At 71.6% G+C, this 17,786-nt stretch carries 15 protein-coding genes; 8 read left to right on the top strand and 7 right to left on the bottom strand.

Annotated features, from left to right (window positions below):
- Positions 1-8: 8 nt before the first annotated feature.
- On the top strand, positions 9-899 hold the full coding sequence (locus H7694_RS02440) for an alpha/beta hydrolase (RefSeq protein WP_193597969.1): 891 nt from the start codon (positions 9-11) through the stop codon (positions 897-899).
- 89 nt (positions 900-988) lie between these two features.
- On the opposite strand, the gene H7694_RS02435 is transcribed toward H7694_RS02440, so the two are convergent.
- Positions 989-1,420 (bottom strand): nucleoside deaminase, encoded by a 432-nt coding sequence (locus H7694_RS02435; RefSeq protein WP_413782931.1) that lies wholly within the window; start codon positions 1,418-1,420, stop codon positions 989-991.
- A gap of 125 nt (positions 1,421-1,545) precedes the next feature.
- On the opposite strand from H7694_RS02435, the gene upp reads away from it, so the two are divergent.
- Positions 1,546-2,178 (top strand): uracil phosphoribosyltransferase, encoded by a 633-nt coding sequence (upp, locus tag H7694_RS02430; RefSeq protein WP_193597967.1) that lies wholly within the window; start codon positions 1,546-1,548, stop codon positions 2,176-2,178.
- Here upp and H7694_RS02425 read toward each other — a convergent pair.
- From H7694_RS02425 to nadE, 3 genes are all read right to left on the bottom strand, one after another.
- Positions 2,163-3,131, bottom strand: coding sequence for a hypothetical protein (locus H7694_RS02425; protein WP_227468250.1), 969 nt, complete (start codon positions 3,129-3,131; stop codon positions 2,163-2,165). The genes upp and H7694_RS02425 overlap by 16 nt on opposite strands.
- A gap of 10 nt (positions 3,132-3,141) precedes the next feature.
- Positions 3,142-6,642 (bottom strand): TM0106 family RecB-like putative nuclease, encoded by a 3,501-nt coding sequence (locus H7694_RS02420; RefSeq protein ID WP_193597966.1) that lies wholly within the window; start codon positions 6,640-6,642, stop codon positions 3,142-3,144.
- A gap of 94 nt (positions 6,643-6,736) precedes the next feature.
- On the bottom strand, positions 6,737-7,555 hold the full coding sequence (nadE, locus tag H7694_RS02415) for an ammonia-dependent NAD(+) synthetase (RefSeq protein ID WP_193597965.1): 819 nt from the start codon (positions 7,553-7,555) through the stop codon (positions 6,737-6,739).
- A gap of 50 nt (positions 7,556-7,605) precedes the next feature.
- Between nadE and H7694_RS02410 the strand changes: the two genes are divergently transcribed.
- Complete coding sequence (locus H7694_RS02410; RefSeq protein WP_193597964.1) at positions 7,606-8,163, top strand: nucleoside phosphorylase; 558 nt, start codon at positions 7,606-7,608, stop codon at positions 8,161-8,163.
- A gap of 61 nt (positions 8,164-8,224) precedes the next feature.
- Here H7694_RS02410 and H7694_RS02405 read toward each other — a convergent pair whose 3' ends face one another.
- From H7694_RS02405 to H7694_RS02395, 3 genes are all read right to left on the bottom strand, one after another.
- Positions 8,225-11,245: an AAA family ATPase gene (locus H7694_RS02405; RefSeq protein ID WP_193597963.1), complete on the bottom strand. Its 3,021-nt coding sequence runs from the start codon at positions 11,243-11,245 to the stop codon at positions 8,225-8,227.
- Positions 11,245-12,474, bottom strand: coding sequence for an exonuclease SbcCD subunit D (locus H7694_RS02400; protein WP_193597962.1), 1,230 nt, complete (start codon positions 12,472-12,474; stop codon positions 11,245-11,247). Before H7694_RS02400 ends, H7694_RS02405 begins: the two co-directional genes overlap by 1 nt.
- A gap of 96 nt (positions 12,475-12,570) precedes the next feature.
- Positions 12,571-12,879, bottom strand: a complete 309-nt coding sequence (locus tag H7694_RS02395) for a GNAT family N-acetyltransferase (protein ID WP_227468249.1) — start codon at positions 12,877-12,879, stop codon at positions 12,571-12,573.
- A gap of 337 nt (positions 12,880-13,216) precedes the next feature.
- Here H7694_RS02395 and H7694_RS02390 point away from each other — a divergent pair, with 337 nt between their 5' ends.
- From H7694_RS02390 to H7694_RS02370, 5 genes are all read left to right on the top strand, one after another.
- The gene (locus tag H7694_RS02390; RefSeq protein ID WP_193597961.1) at positions 13,217-13,909 is read left to right on the top strand and encodes a winged helix-turn-helix domain-containing protein; all 693 of its coding nucleotides are present in this window, start codon (positions 13,217-13,219) and stop codon (positions 13,907-13,909) included.
- A 194-nt stretch (positions 13,910-14,103) separates the two neighbouring features.
- Positions 14,104-15,051 carry a DNA-3-methyladenine glycosylase family protein gene (locus tag H7694_RS02385; RefSeq protein WP_227468248.1) on the top strand — a complete coding sequence of 316 codons (948 nt, stop codon included), beginning with the start codon at positions 14,104-14,106 and terminating at the stop codon, positions 15,049-15,051.
- 239 nt (positions 15,052-15,290) lie between these two features.
- Positions 15,291-16,118 (top strand): MurR/RpiR family transcriptional regulator, encoded by an 828-nt coding sequence (locus H7694_RS02380; RefSeq protein ID WP_193597960.1) that lies wholly within the window; start codon positions 15,291-15,293, stop codon positions 16,116-16,118.
- A gap of 210 nt (positions 16,119-16,328) precedes the next feature.
- Complete coding sequence (locus H7694_RS02375) at positions 16,329-17,000, top strand: tyrosine-protein phosphatase (RefSeq protein ID WP_193597959.1); 672 nt, start codon at positions 16,329-16,331, stop codon at positions 16,998-17,000.
- The gene (locus H7694_RS02370; protein ID WP_193597958.1) at positions 16,997-17,785 is read left to right on the top strand and encodes a metallophosphoesterase family protein; all 789 of its coding nucleotides are present in this window, start codon (positions 16,997-16,999) and stop codon (positions 17,783-17,785) included. The genes H7694_RS02375 and H7694_RS02370 overlap by 4 nt, the downstream gene beginning before the upstream one ends.
- Position 17,786: the final 1 nt, after the last annotated feature.

Raw genomic sequence — 17,786 nt, 5'->3', positions numbered from 1 at the left:
CCCACGCGATGATCGATGATCTGCGCGCCGAGCTGGCGCGCGGCGACCTGCCGCCGCTCACCGAGCAGCAGCTGCGCAACGTGCTGACCGTGCTGGAGAAGGATTCCCAGGCGCACCTGGAGTCGTTCACGATGGCGGCGCCGGGACCACACGCCGTCGTCGCGTTCGGCGACCTGGCGGCCGCCGACCTCGTCGTCTACGTGCTGCACGGCATCGAGACCGACCTCACGCTGTTCCCGGAATGGGCGGATGCCGCGCAGCGGCTCTGCGTCGACATCATCCGCTCGTGTGTCGCACGGGGCGAGCCGCGCAACGTGGCGACCGTCGCGTGGTTCGCGTGGGATTCGGGAACCCACACCTCGGCGCTGGCGACCAGGAACGCCACGGTCGGGGCCGCACGCCTCGCGGTGGACATCGACCGCATGCAGCTGCGCAACGCCCGTGCGCACATCGCGGTCGCCGCCTACTCGTACTCGTCGACCCTGCTCGGCGAGCTGTTCGCGATGGGCATCGGCGACGACGTGCACACCGCCTTCTCGATCGCCTCGGCGGGGGTCACGCACGCCGCCGGTGTCGCGATGGCCGATGCCATCGCGCGCGGTGAGCTGGTGATGTACGCGACCGAGGGCGCGAACGACAGCATCGCCCCACTCGGACGGCTGGGACAGCATCCGCTCGATCCGCGCGACATCCGCGGGGTGGTCGTGTACGAGTGCGACGGCGGCGAGGCGCCAGGCATCGACGGGAGCACCGTCGTCGGCCTGGCCGTCGAAGGACACTCCTCGCAGACGTCGGTCGACGACCGCGGCATCCGTCACATCGGGTACTACGACGAACACGCGCAGGGGTACCTCACGATGGTCGCGCGACTCGCGGATGCCGCCGTCGCGGCGCGCTGAGTCCCGCAGCTTCGTCCTCGCGGGTCCCATGTGGCGACCTGCGGGGTCGCGAGCCCGCCATTCGGGACCCGCGAACGCGGTGGGCGCGCTCAGCGCCGGGACTCGAAGAAGTCGCGCAGCAGGGCGGTCGCCTCTTCGGTGCGGATGCCGCCGACCACCTCGGCGCGGTACGGCAGCCGCCGGTCGCGCAGCAGGTCGTACATGGATCCCGCCGCACCGGCCTTGTCATCCCAGGCCCCGAAGACCACTCGGCCGATGCGAGCCTGCAGGATCGCGCCGGCGCACATCACGCACGGCTCGAGCGTGACGACGAGGGTGTGGTCTTCGAGGTTCCAGCCGCCGTGCGCTTCGGCGGCGGCGCGCAGCGCGACGATCTCGGCGTGACCGGTCGGATCGTGAGTGACCTCGCGCAGGTTTCGCCCCTCGCCGATCACCCGTCCATCCGGGTCGAGCACGACTGCACCGACCGGCACATCCCCGGCGACCCCCGCTTCGGCTGCGAGCACGAGGGCACGGCACATCGGCTCGTCGTACGCGCTGATCATGGTCGGTCCCTCCGTGCGTGCTGCATCCCCATCCTCTCGCGTGGCGCGCCCGACGCGAAGCCGGGGCGCGAGCTCGGGCCACTGGGAAGTAGCCTGTAATCATGCGCGTTCATGTGGCCGATCACCCGCTCATCACTCACAAGCTCACGGTGCTGCGGGATGAGAAGACACCGTCGCCGGTCTTCCGTCAGCTCACGGAGGAGCTCGTGACCCTGCTCGCCTACGAGGCGACGCGGAACGTGAAGGTCACCCCGATCGAGATCCAGACGCCCGTCACGAAGACGACCGGCGTGAAGATCGCCGAGCCGCGGCCGATCGTCGTCCCCATCCTGCGCGCCGGGCTCGGGATGCTCGAGGGCCTGGTCAAGCTCATCCCCACGGCCGAGGTCGGCTTCCTGGGCATGGTGCGCGACGAGACCACGTTCGAGCCCACCACCTACGCCGAGCGTCTGCCCGACGATCTCAGCGACCGGCAGTGCTTCGCCATCGACCCGATGCTCGCGACCGGCGGCTCGCTGGGCGCGGCGATCCAGTTCCTCTTCGACCGCGGTGCGAAGGACGTCACCGCGATCTGCCTGCTCGGCACCCCCGAGGGTGTGGAGGCGATCGAGAAGCTCGTCGGCGACCGCGACGTGACCCTCGTGCTCGGCGCACTCGACGAGCGCCTCAACGAGAAGGGCTACATCGTGCCCGGACTCGGCGACGCAGGCGACCGCCTCTACGGCACCGTCTGACCCACGCGACGCGCCCCGCGTGCCCTCCCGCGCCGCGCCCCCATTCGCCGAGAAACCACATTCCGCACGAGAAACGCGTTCTGCCGTGGTTTCCCACGCGAAAAGTGGTTTCTCACACGGGGAGCGGGCGCGTCGGGCGACGCGGATGCCGCGGGCGCGGCGCTACGCGACCTCGAGCACGTAGGCACGCTCGTCGCCATGTGCGTGAAGCCCGCGCGGGCGAGGATGCGGGCGGACGTGGAGATGCGACCCTTCACGAGGGCCGTGGTCGCACCGAGCTCAGCCCCGACGCGCAGTCGCTCGGCGAGCACCGCGCGGTAGGCGCCGCGTCCACGCGCTTCGGGAAGGGTGGCCGCGCCCCACAGTCGCACGAAGCCATCGACGATGGTGCACCCGCCGGTGCTGACGGCGACGCCGTCCAGGCGGGCGAGCACCCGCGCGCCCTCGCCCGATTCCAGCCCCGAGACGACCTCAGCGAGCTCTTCCTGCAGCCCCTCATCGTCGAGCGGACGCTGCTCCCAGACCGGCACGTTGACGGCATCGACCTCGCGCACCTGTTCGAGCGTGCGCACGACCTCGGCCGTGACGTGCGGAGGCGCCTCGACGGAGAGACCGTCGATGGGCCTGGCGAACACCGCGACCGTGTCGATGTGCTCCGCGCCCCGGCGTCGCAGCTCACCCTCGAGGTCGGGGCTGTCCGAGGCGTTGGTCCAGAAGGTCAGCCTGCTCTCGCCCCAGGCGCGGGTGCGCTCGACGGCATGGTCTAGCACGTCCGCGGCACCAAGAGATGACTCCACCTGCGATCCCCGCACCCCGCCGCCGAAGCGTTCCGGGTAGCGGACGAGTTGCAGCTCGGACTTCACCTGATCGCTGTCGCGCGGGAACCAGACCCAGGCCGCGGATGCCCGCATGATGTCATCGACGGTGTGCACGCCGGCAACCTCGCTGTTCACGCGCGGGCGCTCAGTCACTGTCCGCGCCGACCAGGTGGGCGAAGGCGCTCAGCCGCGCCACGCCCTCGGGCGTCCACGGCAGGTCATCGAGCAGTGCGGGTGAGTGCACGAGGTAGGCGACGCTCATCGCACGGGAGATCGCGACGTTCAGGCGGTTCTGCAGCAGCAGGAACTCCGGGCCGCGCGGAGCGTCACGGCCGCTGGATGCCGCGAGCGAGGTGATCGAGACGACCGCCTCCTTGCCCTGGAAGTTGTCGACCGTGCCGACCGCCACTCCCCCGAAGCCGGCGGCGGCGAGCTCGTCGTGGATGAGCTGCTTCTGCGCGTTGTAGGGCGCGACGACGATGATGTCGTCCTGCGCCAGTGGGCGCGGCGCGGCATCCGTCATCCCGTCGACGTACCGCCGGCCGATGAGATCGCGCACGATGCGCACGACCTCCGCCGCCTCCTCGGGCGATTGGGTCGCGTTGCCGCGATGCCGTACGGGCACGACGTGCAGTCCCGGATCGACGCCCTCGACGGTGCGCCGCTCGGCGCCCGATGCCGATGCCAGCCGCCCCGCGTACGAGAGCCACGACACGGGCCGGGCGACCTCCGGATGCATGCGCCACGACTTCGCGAGGAAGTAGCCGTGGGCCGGGTCGATCACCGAGTCGCCGTCCATGACCCAGCCGAGAGCCGACGTGTCCACGGCCTCGGGATGCGTGCCCTGGCTCACCTGCGGCAGCTGCTGCGGATCACCCAGCAGCAGCAGTCGCTGGGCACCGGCGGCGACGGCGATCGTCGAGGCGAGCGAGAACTGCCCGGCCTCGTCGATGACGAGCAGGTCGAGCCCGCCCCGGTCGACGCGGCGGGTGTTGCTGAAGTCCCATGCCGTGCCGCCCACGACCGCGCCGTGCTCGGCGTGGTCGGCGAGGAACGCGGCCATGCCGTCCTTGCGCAGCGGCGTGTAGGCGTGTTCGGCCTCGTCGCCGTTCTTGGGGGCCTTGCCGACCTGGGCTGCGGGAACGCCGTCGGCGACGACCCGGTCGAGCAGGTTCTCGACGATGGCGTGCGACTGCGCGACCACCCCGATGCGGAAGCCGTGGTCACGCACGAGTCGCGCGATCACCTGTGATCCGGTGTACGTCTTGCCCGTGCCCGGGGGACCCTGCACGGCCACGTAGCTGCGGTCGAGATCGAGCACGCCGCGCACGATCGCGTCGACCATGTCATCCCCTGCCGGCGGGAGCGGCTGCCCCGAGAGCGTGCGCGGCACCGCCCGGCGCAGGATGTCGGATGCGGCATCCTGCGGGAATCCCGGCGCCGCGTGATGCACGGCCGCGGCCCACTCCTCGATCGCCCCCTGCTGCGAGGCGACGTTCGGCGGTGCCGCCGGTGCGAGTGCGATGGGCAGCTCGTCCCAGGTCTGTCCCTGCACGGTGCGCTCGCGCACGAGATAGCCGTCGTCGAGCACCTCGGCGATCTCGACCTCGTGCGGCACGTGGATCACCCGCGACGGCGCGGTGACGTCGAACGGGGTCGGCACCGCGTACAGCGCGAACGGCCGCCCGCCGACGCCGAGTGTGCTGCCGGGAGCGACCTCGCCGCGCAGCCGCAGCATCCGGGTCTGGGTGCGCTGCCCCTCGCCGATCCCCCAGTCCTCCGCGACCGCGCTGGAGCCGGCGTCGATGCGCAGCACGTCACGCGTCGACTCCCACATCGAGACGGGTTCGCGCAGCCGCTGGAAGTGACCCTGCCAGAAGCTCTTGGCCTCGCGCGGGAAGTAGTCGATCGCGGCCGAGGCGACCCGGAAGACCTCTCCGTCGCGGCCCGCCTGCACGGCCTGCTGTCCCTCGGCCAGCAGCGCGAGGCTGAGCGGCGACGGCTCGTAGGCCCGGGTCTGCGGGTCATCGGGCGGAGCGGGCAGCACTCCGGCCTGCTTGGCGAGGCCGATCAGCCAGTCGCGCAGTCGCCGGGTGGAGACGCAGTCGTAGCGGTTGTAGTCGGCGATGTCGTCGAGGATCCCCTGGGCGTCGGCTTCCTTCCCGGCGTCGAGCAGCGAACGCGCGTGCACGTACTGGACGATCGACTCGTCGCCCTTCTGCACGTCGCTGGTGCGTACCTCTTCGCCCATGTAGAGCGGCTCGAGCTTCTTGATCGAGTACGACCGCGATCCCACGCGCACCGAGCGCAGCACGATCGGGTACAGGTCGACGAACACGCCTTCGCGCAGCAGCCGGTCGACGTCGGCCTCGCCGACGCCGTGCCGCGCCGCCATGGCCGACAGGTGCGCGGTCTCGTAGGGCGCGTAGTGGTAGATGTGCAGGTCGGGGTGCGTCTGCCGCCGCAGCTTCACGAACTCGAGGAAGTCGAGCAGCGCCTGCTTCTCGTCGGCGAAGCTGTGCGCCCACAGGGCGGAGTACTGCTCGGCGTTGTCAACCCAGCCGAACAGGTAGTCGATGCCCCACTCGTTCTTCTCGCCGGGAGCCGTCGGCTCGGTGTGCAGCGGGTCGCCCTCGAAGTCGAAGAACAGGTCGCCGTGGCTGGGGCGCGGCATCAGGCTGATGGCGTGCGGAGAGACGAGCTCGAACGGCGGGATGCTGCCCGGCAGCGGGGCGACTCCGGCCTGCAGCCGCGCCTGGGCGCGCAGCGCGGTGAACGTGTCGGCATTCATGCCGTCGGGAGCATCGGCGGCGATCGCGAGTTCGTCGATGGTGAGGATGCCGGCGGCACGCAGCCGCTGCCGCTGCACCGGCCGCATCCGCGCCACCATGAGCAGGTCGCGATGCCCGATCACCTGCTCCTCGCAGGTCGCGCACCGTCCGCACGCCGTGATCTGCAGGTCGCCGCGGTCGTCTCCCCAGGCGAGCGGTTCGCCGGCGGCGCCGTCGCCGATGCGCCGATCGGCGATCACCGCGCGAAGGCGCGAACGCCGGACATGGAACAGTGGCAGGATGTCGTCGACGCGGTGGGTGCTCGTGCTGCCGTCACCGAGCAGCAGGTCGACCTCGTCGGAACGAGGCACGCCCAGCCGGTCGAGCTGGTCGACGTATGCCGCCAGCTGCATGAGCGCCGTGGCGCGCGCGGTGCGCGCCAGCTTTGAGTCCTGCACGCGCCAGCTGCCGTCGGTGTCACGGCGCAGGAAGTCGGCGAATCCGACGAATTCGGGGGTCGAGAATGCGGCCTGGAAGACGACGGATGCTGCCGAGCGCAGTGCGCGCTCGGTGTCGGCTGCGGCTGTCGCCAGTGCCTCGGCATCCGCGGACGAGACCTTGGGCAACGTGACGACCCCGGCACCGCCGTCGACGGACTCGCCGAGCTCGTCGACGAGGCGGGCGAGCACGGCCAGCTCGTGGACGTCACCGAGCTGGGCGGCGCGGGCGAGCGTCGCGTCCTCGGGCTCCTCCACGGCGGGGACGCGGCCGAGCTTGGCATCGAGCGCGCGTGCCCAGGCGAACTCGCACTCCGCTGCCAGCTTCAGGTCGCTGGCACTCCAGACGACCCGGTTCTCCGCTGCGATGACCCGCACGATGCCCCTTTCCCTCAGCTGCTCCCGACACTATCCGCCGGGTCAGACATCCCGTCGCCGGGAGTCGGCGAGCACGCAGGGCTGCCACCAGGTGTCAGCGCCACCAGGTGTCGCCCGGGGTCACCGGCAGGTGGCGCTTGTGGCGGGATGCGGTGTACTTCGCCTCGATCAGCAGCGCCGCCGCCGGGGCGATCTCCTTCCCCTCGAGATAGTCGTCGATCTGCTCGTAGGTGAGCCCGAGCTCGTCCTCATCGGGGCGGCCCGGGATGCCGTCGAGCAGATCGGCCGTCGGCACCTTCGTGTACAGGTGCTTCGGCGCGCCGAGCTGCTTGAGCACCGCGCGCCCCTGGCGCTTGTTGAGCCCGGACAACGGCAGCAGGTCGGCAGCCCCATCGCCGAACTTCGTGTAGAAGCCGGTGACGGCCTCGGCCGCGTGATCGGTGCCGATGACCAGCAGCCGGTCGTGACCGCCCAGCGCGTATTGGGTCACCATCCGCAGTCGCGCCTTGATGTTGCCGCGGTTGAAGTCGCTGATGCTGCCGCCGAGCCCCTCCTCGAGGTCGCGCTCGAGGCCATCCACGCCGTGCTCGATGTTGATCGTGACCGATCGGTCGGCGGCGACGAAGTCGATCGCGTCCTCGGCATCCGCGGCATCCGCCTGCACCCGGTACGGCAGGCGAACGGCGAGGAACGTCGCATCGCCGCCCTCCGCCCTGACGCGCTCGACAGCGAGCTGTGCGAGCCGGCCAGCGAGGGTGGAATCCTGCCCGCCCGAGATGCCGAGCACGAAACCGGCGGCGCCGCTGGCGCGCAGATAGTCGATGAGGAATCCGATCCGCTTCTCGATCTCTCCTGCCGGGTCGATCTCGGGCCGAACGCCCAGGTCGTCGATGATCCGCTGCTGCATGCTCATGTCGCCTCCTTGGTCGGGTTCCAGTCTCCCCCACCTGACAGGATGGAGTCGTGAAACTTCTCGTCGCCGCCCTCGCATCCGAACTGCAGGCCTTCCCCGCCGAGCTGCCCGGCTTCGATCGCCTGGTCACCGGGCCCGGAAAGCTCATGGCGGCGTACGGCCTGACCCGGGCGCTGGATGCCGCGAAGTACGAGGAGATCGTCGTCGTCGGCACGGCCGGCGCCGTGGACGACTCGGTGGAGTCGGGCATCTACGACGTCAGCGCCGCGATCCAGCACGACGTGCAGGACCTCGACGGCGTCATCGGCCGGCACGTCTCGCTGCCCTCGCGCGTGGAGACGGGCCGCGACGGGGTGACGATCGCGACGGGCGACATCTTCGTCGACGACGCGGATGCCGTGGCGCGGATCCGCGATCTCGGCGGCGTGCTGGTCGACATGGAGACGTTCTCGTTCATCTGGGTGGCGCAGAAGTTCGACGTGCCGATCCGGGTGATGCGGGTGGTGTCCGATCGCGCGCAGGACGGCGCGACCCAGGTGTGGGACGAGGTCGTCGCGGAGTGCAGCGCGAAGCTGTGGGAGCACATGCGGAGCGAGTACGCCGTCTGAACTCGGTCGCGGGTGCGGTCGCGGGCTGCCGACGACCGCCGGGCGGTCGCGGGTGGCGGAGTCAGCCGCGCGGTGCCCGTGGCGCGTCGATGATGCTCGGGCCGTCGGGCAGGGCGCGCACGGTGAGCTGAGCGGGGATCTGCTCCTGCATCGCCTCGACGTGGCTGATCACGCCCACGGTGCGCCCGCCCTGGCGCAGCTCATCGAGGGTGCGCATCGCGGTCTCGAGCGTGTCGCCGTCAAGGGATCCGAACCCCTCGTCGATGAACAGGGTGTCGAGGCGGATGCCGCCGGCGCGGGCTGTGACGACCTCGGCGAGGCCGAGCGCGAGGGCCAGCGATGACAGGAACGTCTCGCCTCCCGACAGCGAGCGGGCGGGCCTGGTCTGACCGGTGAAGGCGTCGAACACGACGATGCCGAGGCCGGATGCCGCACCGCGCGCGGCGAGCGCATCGGAGTGACGCAGCTCGTAGCGCCCATCGGACATGTCGCGCAGGCGCAGGTTCGCGGCGGCGACGATCTCTTCGAGCTCGGCGGCGAGCACGAAGGTCTCGAGGTTCATCCGGCGGGTGTTGCCGGCGCGGCCCGCAAGCGTGTCGGCAAGCGCGCGCAGCACCTCGAACTCCTCGGCATCCACCGCGGAGGCCGCATGCTCGGAAGCCGCGGAGTCGACGGTCGCGACGAGGCTCTGCTGCACTCCGCGGGCCCGGCTGTCGGCGTCGACCGCCTGCTGCCAGGCCTCTCGGGCCTGCTGCGCCGCCTGCTCGGCAGGGGCGAGATCGATCGGCTCATCGGGCAGCACGCGCAGCTCGAGGTCGAGCAGCAGCGCGCGCTCCTTCTTCACCTCGACCGCGTGGGCGGTCACGCGGGCGTCGAGGGCGGCGATCTCGGCGGCGGTCAGCAGCGCCTGCTCGGCGTCGCTGATCGCGTCGAACTCGGATGCCGTGATCGCCTCATCGAGCTCGGTACGAGCGGCGGCCGCTCGCTGCACGGCGTCATCGTGCAGGTCGACGGCGTCGGCCGCCGCAGTCGCGGCGGTGATCTGCTCGCGTGCTTCTGCGACGCGCTCGGCGACGGTCGCGTAGTCGCCCCGTGAGGCGGCGATCAGCTGGTCGGTGTCAGCGATGCGCTGCTCGATGAGCGACAGAGCGGTGCGCGCCGCGTGGAGCGACTCGGATGCCGTGGTGCGCCGCGCGTCGAGGGCCGCCGCGCTCTGTCGCAGAGTCTCGAGTTCGCCGGTGAGCCGCTCCGCGCGTTCCGCGGCGGCCAGGGCGGCGGCCTGCGCGTCGCGCGCCCGTGCGAGCTCGTCCGAGGCCTGTTCCGCATCGCGTCCGCCCGAGCGCTCCATTGCCGCCGCGTGCGCCGCGGTGACTGCTGCGAGGGCGCGAGAGGCTTCGCGCTCGGCGTTCGCGGCCGCGTCGCGCGTGCTCTCGGCCAGTGCCACGTCGTCGGCCGAGACGGGGTCCGCGTGCTCGGCGGGTGACGGATGCTCGATCGACCCGCACACCGCGCAGGGCTCGCCCGCGACCAGTGCGTCGGCGAGCTCACCCGCATAGCCGTCGAGCCGGCGCTTGCGCAGTGCCGACAGCTCGGCCTGCGCACGCGCGTGCGTCTCGCTCGCCTCGGCCTCCGCCCGTGCGGCGGCGTCGCGCTCTCCGGTGAGGCGTTCGGCGTCGAGCACGCCGGCGGCACGCTGCTCTGCGGCGGCGACGGTCTGCGTCGTGGCGTCGACGAGGGCGCCCTCGGTGCGAGCGGCGTCGCGCTCGGCGGTGAGAGCGGTGATCCGGTCGGGGAGCGTCTCGCGCTCGGATTCGATCGCGGCGAGGACCTCGGTGGCCGTGTCCGCCGCGGCCTTGGCGGCGGACAGTTCGGTGGCACGTGCGGAGGCGGATGCTTCCAGCTCGGCCGCGCGCTGCCAGGCGCCGCTCTCGCGGGTGCGATCGGATGCCCAGGTGCGCAGGAGCTCGCTGGCATGAGTCGACTCGGAATCAGGTCTCAGCGACTCGGAGCCGGGAACCCCCGCCGCCTCAGCGGCGGCGAGAGCATCCGTCTCGGCCCGCGCCGCCTGCTCCGCTGCGCTCGATGCACGGTTCGCCGCCGTGATCAGGCTGCGCAGGGCCTCCGCGGCGCGACCGCGGTCGCGCCGCGACGCGGCATCCGCCATCTCCTCGGCCTGCGCGTCCAGCGCGGCCAGGGCGGCTCGGGCGCGGTCGCGGTCGATCTGTCCCTGGCGCTGCTCGCGCAGCTCGGCGAGCGCAGCATCCGCCGCCGCATGCTGTTTCTCGGCGGCCGCACGTTCGGTGCTGTGCCGCTCGACCTGGTAGTCGGCACGGCTGATCGCGCGGCGCAGCCGATCGATGCGCTCTTCGGCGGTGTCGGGCGCGGACTCGGCATCCTCGCCCCACAGCTCGGCGTCCGCGACGATCCGCTCGGCTTCGTCGAGCCGCGCATCGACCGTCGCGCGGCGTCCGCTGAGGGCCTGCTCGGCCGCGCGGCGGCGTTCGTCGAAGCGGGACAGGTAGTCGGAGAACCGGACCGTGCCGAACAGCCGGCGCAGCAGCGCCTGACGCTCCTTGCTGTCGGCGAGCAGGAAGTCGGCGAACCGGTTCTGGGCGAGCAGGATGACCTGCAGGAACTGCTCCTGGCTGAGCTGCAGGATCTCGTCGAGCTCGTTGGCGACGTCGACCACACGCGCCGCCCGGCCTGCCCATTCCCCGTCGATGAGCTCTTCCAGCAGGGCGGAGGGCTGCTGGGTGGTCATCCCGCCGCCGCGCTTGGCCGGGCGCTCGTAGGCCGGAGACCTCGTCACCCGGTAGCGGCCGGCGACCGTGCTGAACTCGACGACCACCTCGGTCACGTCGTCGGGTTCGCAGTGGTCGCTGCGCAGACGCTTCTCACCGCCGTCGTAGCGCGGCACACCGCCGTAGAGCCCGAAGCACACGGCATCGAGGATGCTGGACTTGCCGGCCCCGGTGCGTCCGGCGATGAGGAAGATGCCGTCGTCGCCGAACGCGTCGAAGTCGACGACCTGGCGACTGCGGAACGGCCCGAAGCCCTCGACCTCGAGGCGGTGCAGCTGCATCAGGCGAGCGCCTCGGCGCGCACGCGGTCATCGAGAACGTCGCGGATGAGCTCGGCCTCGCGCTCGGTCGCACCCTGCCCGGCTCGCACGTGCTCGAGGAACGCCTCGATCCGCTCGACGTCGGTGACCGCGGTGCGCAGTCGCTGCGCATAGGAGCGGTCATCGACGGCATCCGCGCCGTCGGGCTGGTGTTGCACGAGCGCGCAGAACGGGAACCGCTCGCGCAGCCGGCGCATCGGCTCGTGCTGCGGCACCGCGTCGGTGTAGACCGCGCACACCCAGCTGTCGGCGTGTGCGGCGGCGTTCTCGTCGGAGAGGATCTCATCGAGCGTGCCGGTCAGCGTGACCAGCGGACGCGGCACCGGAAGGGCCAGCCACGTCGTGCTCACCAGACCCGACGCGTCGAGGTCGACCAGCCATGAACCGCGCTCCTTGTGCTGCTCGCCGAAGCTGTAGTGCAGCGGTGCGCCGCTGTAGCGCACCCGGTCGCTGAGCTGCTGGCGGCCGTGGATGTGGCCGAGCGCGACGTAGTCGGGTCCGTCGAACGAGGCCAGCGGAACCATGTCGAGTCCGCCCTGGCGGACCTCGCGCTCCAGCCCGGCGGTGGCGTCCACGCCGGCGGCGAAGCAGTGCGCGACGGCGACGGAGCGTCCCCGGTGGACCGCCATCCCCTCCCGCACGAGGCTCATGGCGTGGTGCATCACCTGCGCCTGGGTGCGCAGCGCGGGGCGCGGCGCGGCTACGGCATCCGTCTCCTCATCGGCATCCGTCGTCTCGGCGTCGGCATCCGGAGCATCCGCGGCATCCGTCCAGTGCCGGCGGACGATCGCCGGCTCGAGGTACGGGATGCCGAAGAAGTGCACCGGACCGTGCTCGTCACTCACCGTGACCGGCGTCGTGATCGCGAGCGGATCGGTGAGCACATGGATGCCGTCGCGCAGCAGCCGGGAGTGGAAGCCCAGCCGCGCGGCGGAGTCGTGGTTGCCACTGGTCATGATGACCGTCGCCCCGGTCTCGTGCAGCGCGAGCAGCGCCTCATCGAGAAGGGTGTAGGCGGATGCCGCCGGCGTGGCGGAGTCGAACACGTCACCCGCGACGATCACGACGTCGACCTCGTGCTCGCGCACCTGCGCGACCAGCGCGACGAGCACCTCGGCCAGCGCCGCGAGCGTGGAGTGCCCGTGGAACGTGCGGCCGATGTGCCAATCGGAGGTGTGCAGGATTCGCATACTCACACGGTACGAACAGCCTCCGACATCGCGGTCGAGGCGTGCCGTCGTTCGCCTGCCTTGGGTCGCTCAGGGCGCTGGGAAGCGCGTCGGGGCTCAGCCGCGGCGCAGCAGGTGGCGCTTGCCGGGGTTCGCGTCGAACCAGTCGGCGACGTACCAGCACACCGGCGACACCTGGCGGTCGCCGCGTGCCTCGATGTCATCCACCGCGCCGGCGACGATGTGCGCGGCGTAGCCGTGGCCGCGGTGCTTGGGGATCGTGAACGCGCGGGTCAGGGCGATGGTCCGCCCGTCGTCGCGATAGTCGAGCACGCTGACCAGCTCGCCGTCGCGCGTCAGGGTGTACCGCGACGCGTCCTTCTCGTCGGTCAGCTCGAATCCGGAGGCATATGCAGGCTGAATCACGCGACCACGTTACGCCGTGTGACGAGGGGTCGGCCGACACGTTTTGACATGGCGGGTCATGTTGGGAAATAATCGCGCCATGACCACCAACGCACGCCCCATGTCCGCCCAGGAGGCGAACGGGACTGCCGGGATGATGATGCCCGGTCGCGTTGGCATGTGTTGCCGAATGTGTTGCTAAGGCGCAACCACCCCAGCTGATTCGCTGATCCCCTCATCTCAGGGGACGAGTCTCTGAGCGCCCACCCTCTGCGCTCATCCCCCTCACCGGCCCATTCCGGTCATTCGTGCAACGCATTCCGAGCCCGCCGGCTCGCATCCTCCAAGGACCATCATCATGCCGAACACCGCCGCTCTTCTCGATCGCCCCGTCACCGCCCCCGTCCGCGTGGTCTCCCGCGCCGACGCCGCCGCTGACCTGCCGTCGATCCGCTCGCCCCGTGGCTTCGCCCTCTACGTCGGCATCGACGAGATCAAGGCCGCCGAGGCCGGTGTCAGCCTTCCGCTGCTCGTCGACGCGCTGCGCCGCACGCTCGCCGAGCTGGCCCCGAACGCCGAGACCCACGCCACCGTCGCCCTCGCCCCGCAGTCCGCGGGCGGCCGCGACCTGGACGTCGTCCGTCTCGCCCTGCACGAGCCCGGTGCGATCGCCCGCGCGAACGCCGCCATCGAAGAGGAGCAGGACGAGGACGCCGGCGTCGTCGTCGACATCTCCCGCAAGCGCGTGCTGCTCGACGGCGAGTCGGCCGCCTTCACGTACAAGGAGTTCGAGCTGCTGCAGTACCTGGTGCTGCGCGAGGGACGCACCATCGAGCGCTCCGAGCTCGTCTCGGCCCTGTGGCAGTCCAGCTCGGACGAGGATGCCCCGGGCGAGCGCACCATCGATGTGCACGTGCGTCGTCTGCGCGCCAAGCTCGGACGCCACGAAGACATCGTGCGCACGGTCCGCGGCGTCGGCTACCGCTTCGACCGGCACGCCGACGTCACCATCCGCTTCGGCCACGGCACCCCCTCGCCCGACCGCTTCTGAGTCCGGCTTCCGCTTCTCGGGCTGCGGGGCTGTCGCTTCATCGGACGTAGGAGATCCGGCCGACGTAGGACGGATGCCGCGCATTCCCTCCTACCTGCGATGAATCGCCTACCTGCGATGAATCTCCTCCCCGGGAAGAGCGCGCGAGTCCGGCGCGGGGAGGCGATGTCAGCGACGCCGCGTAGGGTGCTTCCATGACCCTGATGACGGATGCTGCACAGCGGGCCACTCCGGCCCCGCGCGAGTCCGTCTACCGGCCACCGCATCCGCTCGATCTCGCCCGCACCGTCGGGATGCTGCGCCGCGGCGGCACGGATCCGACGATGGTCGCCGACGGCCCACGGCTCTGGATGGCCTTCCGGACGGATGCGGGCGTGGCCACGCTCTGCCTGAGGCAGGGCACCGACGGCGTCCGTGCTTCGGCCTGGGGCCCCGGCGCCGCGGAGGCGCTCGACCGCGTGCCCCGCCTGTGCGGCGCCGACGACGATTCGGCGGGATTCGTCATCGGCCATCCGCAGCTCGAAGAGGCAGCGCGACGGCATCCCGGCATCCGGATGACACGCACCGATCGCGTCTTCGATGCGCTGGCGTGCGCAATCATCGAGCAGAAGGTCACCGGGATGCAGGCCTTCGGCGCATGGCGATACCTGGTCACCCGCTTCGGGGTGCGCGCACCAGGCCCGACGCCGCGGCCGCTGTTCGCCTCGCCGTCACATGAGGTGTGGCGCAGCATCCCGTCGTGGGAGTTCCACCGTGCCGCCGTCGAGCCGCCGCAGGCGCGCACGATCGCCCGCTCCGCGATGCGCGGCGCGAGCATCGAGCGCGCGATGCTCGCCGCATCCGATGGCGACCGCCGCGACCGCGTGCTCACCAGCCTGCCGGGGATCGGGGTGTGGACGTCGGCCGAGACCCGCATCCGCTCACTGGGCGACCCGGACGCCGTCAGCGTCGGCGACTTCCACCTCGCGCACGAGGTCGGCTACGCGCTCACCGGCAGCCGCACCGACGACGACGGGATGCTGGAACTGCTCGCGCCGTGGGCCGGCCACCGCCAGCGCATCATCCGCCTGATCTTCGCCTCCGGCATCCGCGAGCCGCGCCGCGGCCCCCGCCTCGCCCCCGAGGACCACCGCCGCCGCTGACGCTGCGCGCTTCACGCCGCCGCGCGCTTCGCGCCGCCGCACTGCGTGCCACCGCCCTGCGTGCCGCCCGCGAGAAACCACTTCTCGCGCGAGAAACCACGGCACGCATGGTTTCTCATGCGGAATGTGGTTTCTCGCGGGTGACGGGCGGGGGCGACGGGCACGGCGCGGGGAGGCGGTGCGAGGACGGGGCGACATGTCGGGCCGCTAGTCTGTGTGCACGAAAGCGAGGAGCCTGAATGACCGTGATCCGGCCGGAGATCACCGTGCTCGCCCGCGTGCGCGCCGGGATGCGCAGCCTCGGACCGAGCGAGACGCGGGTCGCCGAGATCATCCTCGCCCAGCCCGTCGAGGTCGTCGACTGGTCGACCACCGAGCTCGCCGCCGCGGCCGGCACGTCGACCGCGACCGTGATCCGTGCGTGTCAGAATCTCGGCTTCCGCGGATTCCAGCACCTGCGCCTCGAGCTCGCCCGTGCCGCTCCGCTCGTGCACCCGGTCACCGCCGAGGTGCACGGCGACACCTTCGACGAGGCTGTGGATGCCCTGCGCCTGGCGCAGGAGAGCGTGCATCCCGAGCTGATCGTCCGAGCCGCCGACGAGCTGCGCGCCGCCCGGCGGGTGGTGCTGGTCGGCAACGGGTTCTCCGGGCCGCCGCTGCAGGACTTCGCGATGCGGCTGAGCACCCGCGGGCGCTCCGTCGAGGCGCCGATCGACCCGCTCGCTCAGCAGTTCGCCGTCACCTCGCTCAGCGCGGGCGATGTCTGCCTGGCGCTGAGCTACTCCGGTGCGAACGTGCAGACGCTGCGCGCGTGCACGGCGGCATCCGAGCACGGCGCGCACGTCATCCTCGTGACCAGCTATGCGCGCTCGCCGCTCGGCCGGCTCGCCGACACCACCATCGCGACCGGCCCCGCCGCGGTGGCACACGACGTCGACCCGTTCCTCGCCCGGCTCGGGCACACGGTGGTGCTGCACGCCCTGCACGAGCAGCTCGCCGAGGAGAGTGCGCAGTCCGACGTCGAGGGCATCCGCCACGCCGTCGCCGACGCGCTGAGCGACGACTGACGTCGCCGCCGCCGTCCTGAGCGACGGCTGACGCCACCCCGCGCGTCCCGCACACCCCACCCGAAACCGCCGCCCGCACCTCGACCTCCTGGTGCACATCCGTCGTTCCCCTGACCGCCCGATCCGGTTCACCCGGCGGTCACCTTCGCGCGCCATCGTCGGGATGTAACGAGATTTCTCGTCACATGTAACGAACGTAACGGAGGCGCCATGCAGGCCATCGAGGTCGACGGGCTCTTCAACGCACGGGCCACCGACGCCCGCGCCCCCTGGCTCGTGCGCACCGGATCCGTCGATGCGCTCACCGCTGCCGGAGCCGAAGAGCTGCGCGAACTCGGCGTCTCGCTCATCGTGGATCTGCGCGAGGAGTCCGAGGCAGCCCCCGCCGCCCACGGCATCCCGGTCCGCCGCGTCGCCCTGTACGGTGAGGCTCCCCCCGAGGCCGGCCGCCTGGAGGACGTGTACGAGGCGCTGCTGCGCCGCCGCGGCGCGGCGCTGGCCCAGGCCGTCGGCCTGATCGCCGAAGCAGAGGGCGCTGTCGTCGTGCACTGCACGGCCGGCAAGGACCGCACCGGCCTCGTGGTGGCACTCGCCCGGCTGGCCGCCGGCGAGGATCGGGATGCCGTCGTCGCCGACTACGCGCTCTCCGGCCAGCGCGTCCGCCCGGTGCGCGAGGCGCACGCCCGTACGGTGGCCGCCGCGCTCCCCACCTCCGAGCAGCGCGAGGCGCTGCGCCTGCACCTGGACAGCCCGCGCGAGGCGATCCTGCACGCCCTCGAGGTCATCGACGGATTCGGCGGCGCGGTCGCCTACCTGCGCGCGCACGGGCTCGGCGAAGCACAGCTGAGGCTGCTCGACGCGAAGACACGGGTGCCGGCATGAGCCGCGAGACCGGGCGCCTGACCGTGCTGCACATCAGCGATGTGCACGCCACCGACGGCACACTGCTGTACGGCACGGTCGACGGTTTCGCCCGGCTGCGCGCGGTCTCGGACTACGTGCGGCACGCCGCGATCACCCCCGAGGCGGTCGTGATCACCGGCGACCTCGCCCAGCGCGGTCACGCCGCCGTCTACCCCGCCCTCGCCGAGGCGCTGATGCGGCTCGAAGACGAGATCGGCGTGCCGGTGCTGACCACCCTCGGCAACCACGACGACCCGGATGCCGCCCGCATCCTGCCCGGCCACGCGGCCGGCCACCACCGGGTCGTGCTGCTGGACGGACTTCGGATCGTGCTGCTCGATTCGGCATCCGGAGAGCTGGGCCCCGCCCAGCTGGCCTGGCTCGCCGCGGTGATCTCCGAACCGCACGGCGACGGCACGATCGTGGCTCTGCATCACCCGCCGCTGGGCTCCCCGCTTCCGACGCTCGCCAAGGCGGGGCTGCGCGACGCCGCATCCCTGCTCGGAGTGATCGCCGGCACCGATGTGCGCGCCGTGCTGTGCGGGCACTTCCACCACCCGCTGACCGCCACCCTGCGCGGGATGCCCGTGTTCGTCGGACCGTCGCTGGCCTACCACCAGGTGATGGATGCCGGCCCCGACACGGTCAGCGGCCATGACAAGGCGATGTTCTCGCTCGTGCACCTGCTGCCGCAGGGCGTCACCGCCACAAGCGTCGGCCTCGAGTCGCCTGCTCCCCTCTTCACGTCTTCCCTTCCCTCCTGAT

It is taken from the genome of Microbacterium sp. YJN-G, assembly GCF_015040615.1.
In the GTDB taxonomy this organism is placed as follows: Bacteria; Actinomycetota; Actinomycetes; order Actinomycetales; family Microbacteriaceae; genus Microbacterium.
The sequence above is the reverse complement of the archived record's forward strand: the minus strand, read 5'-3'. Positions and strand labels throughout refer to the sequence as shown.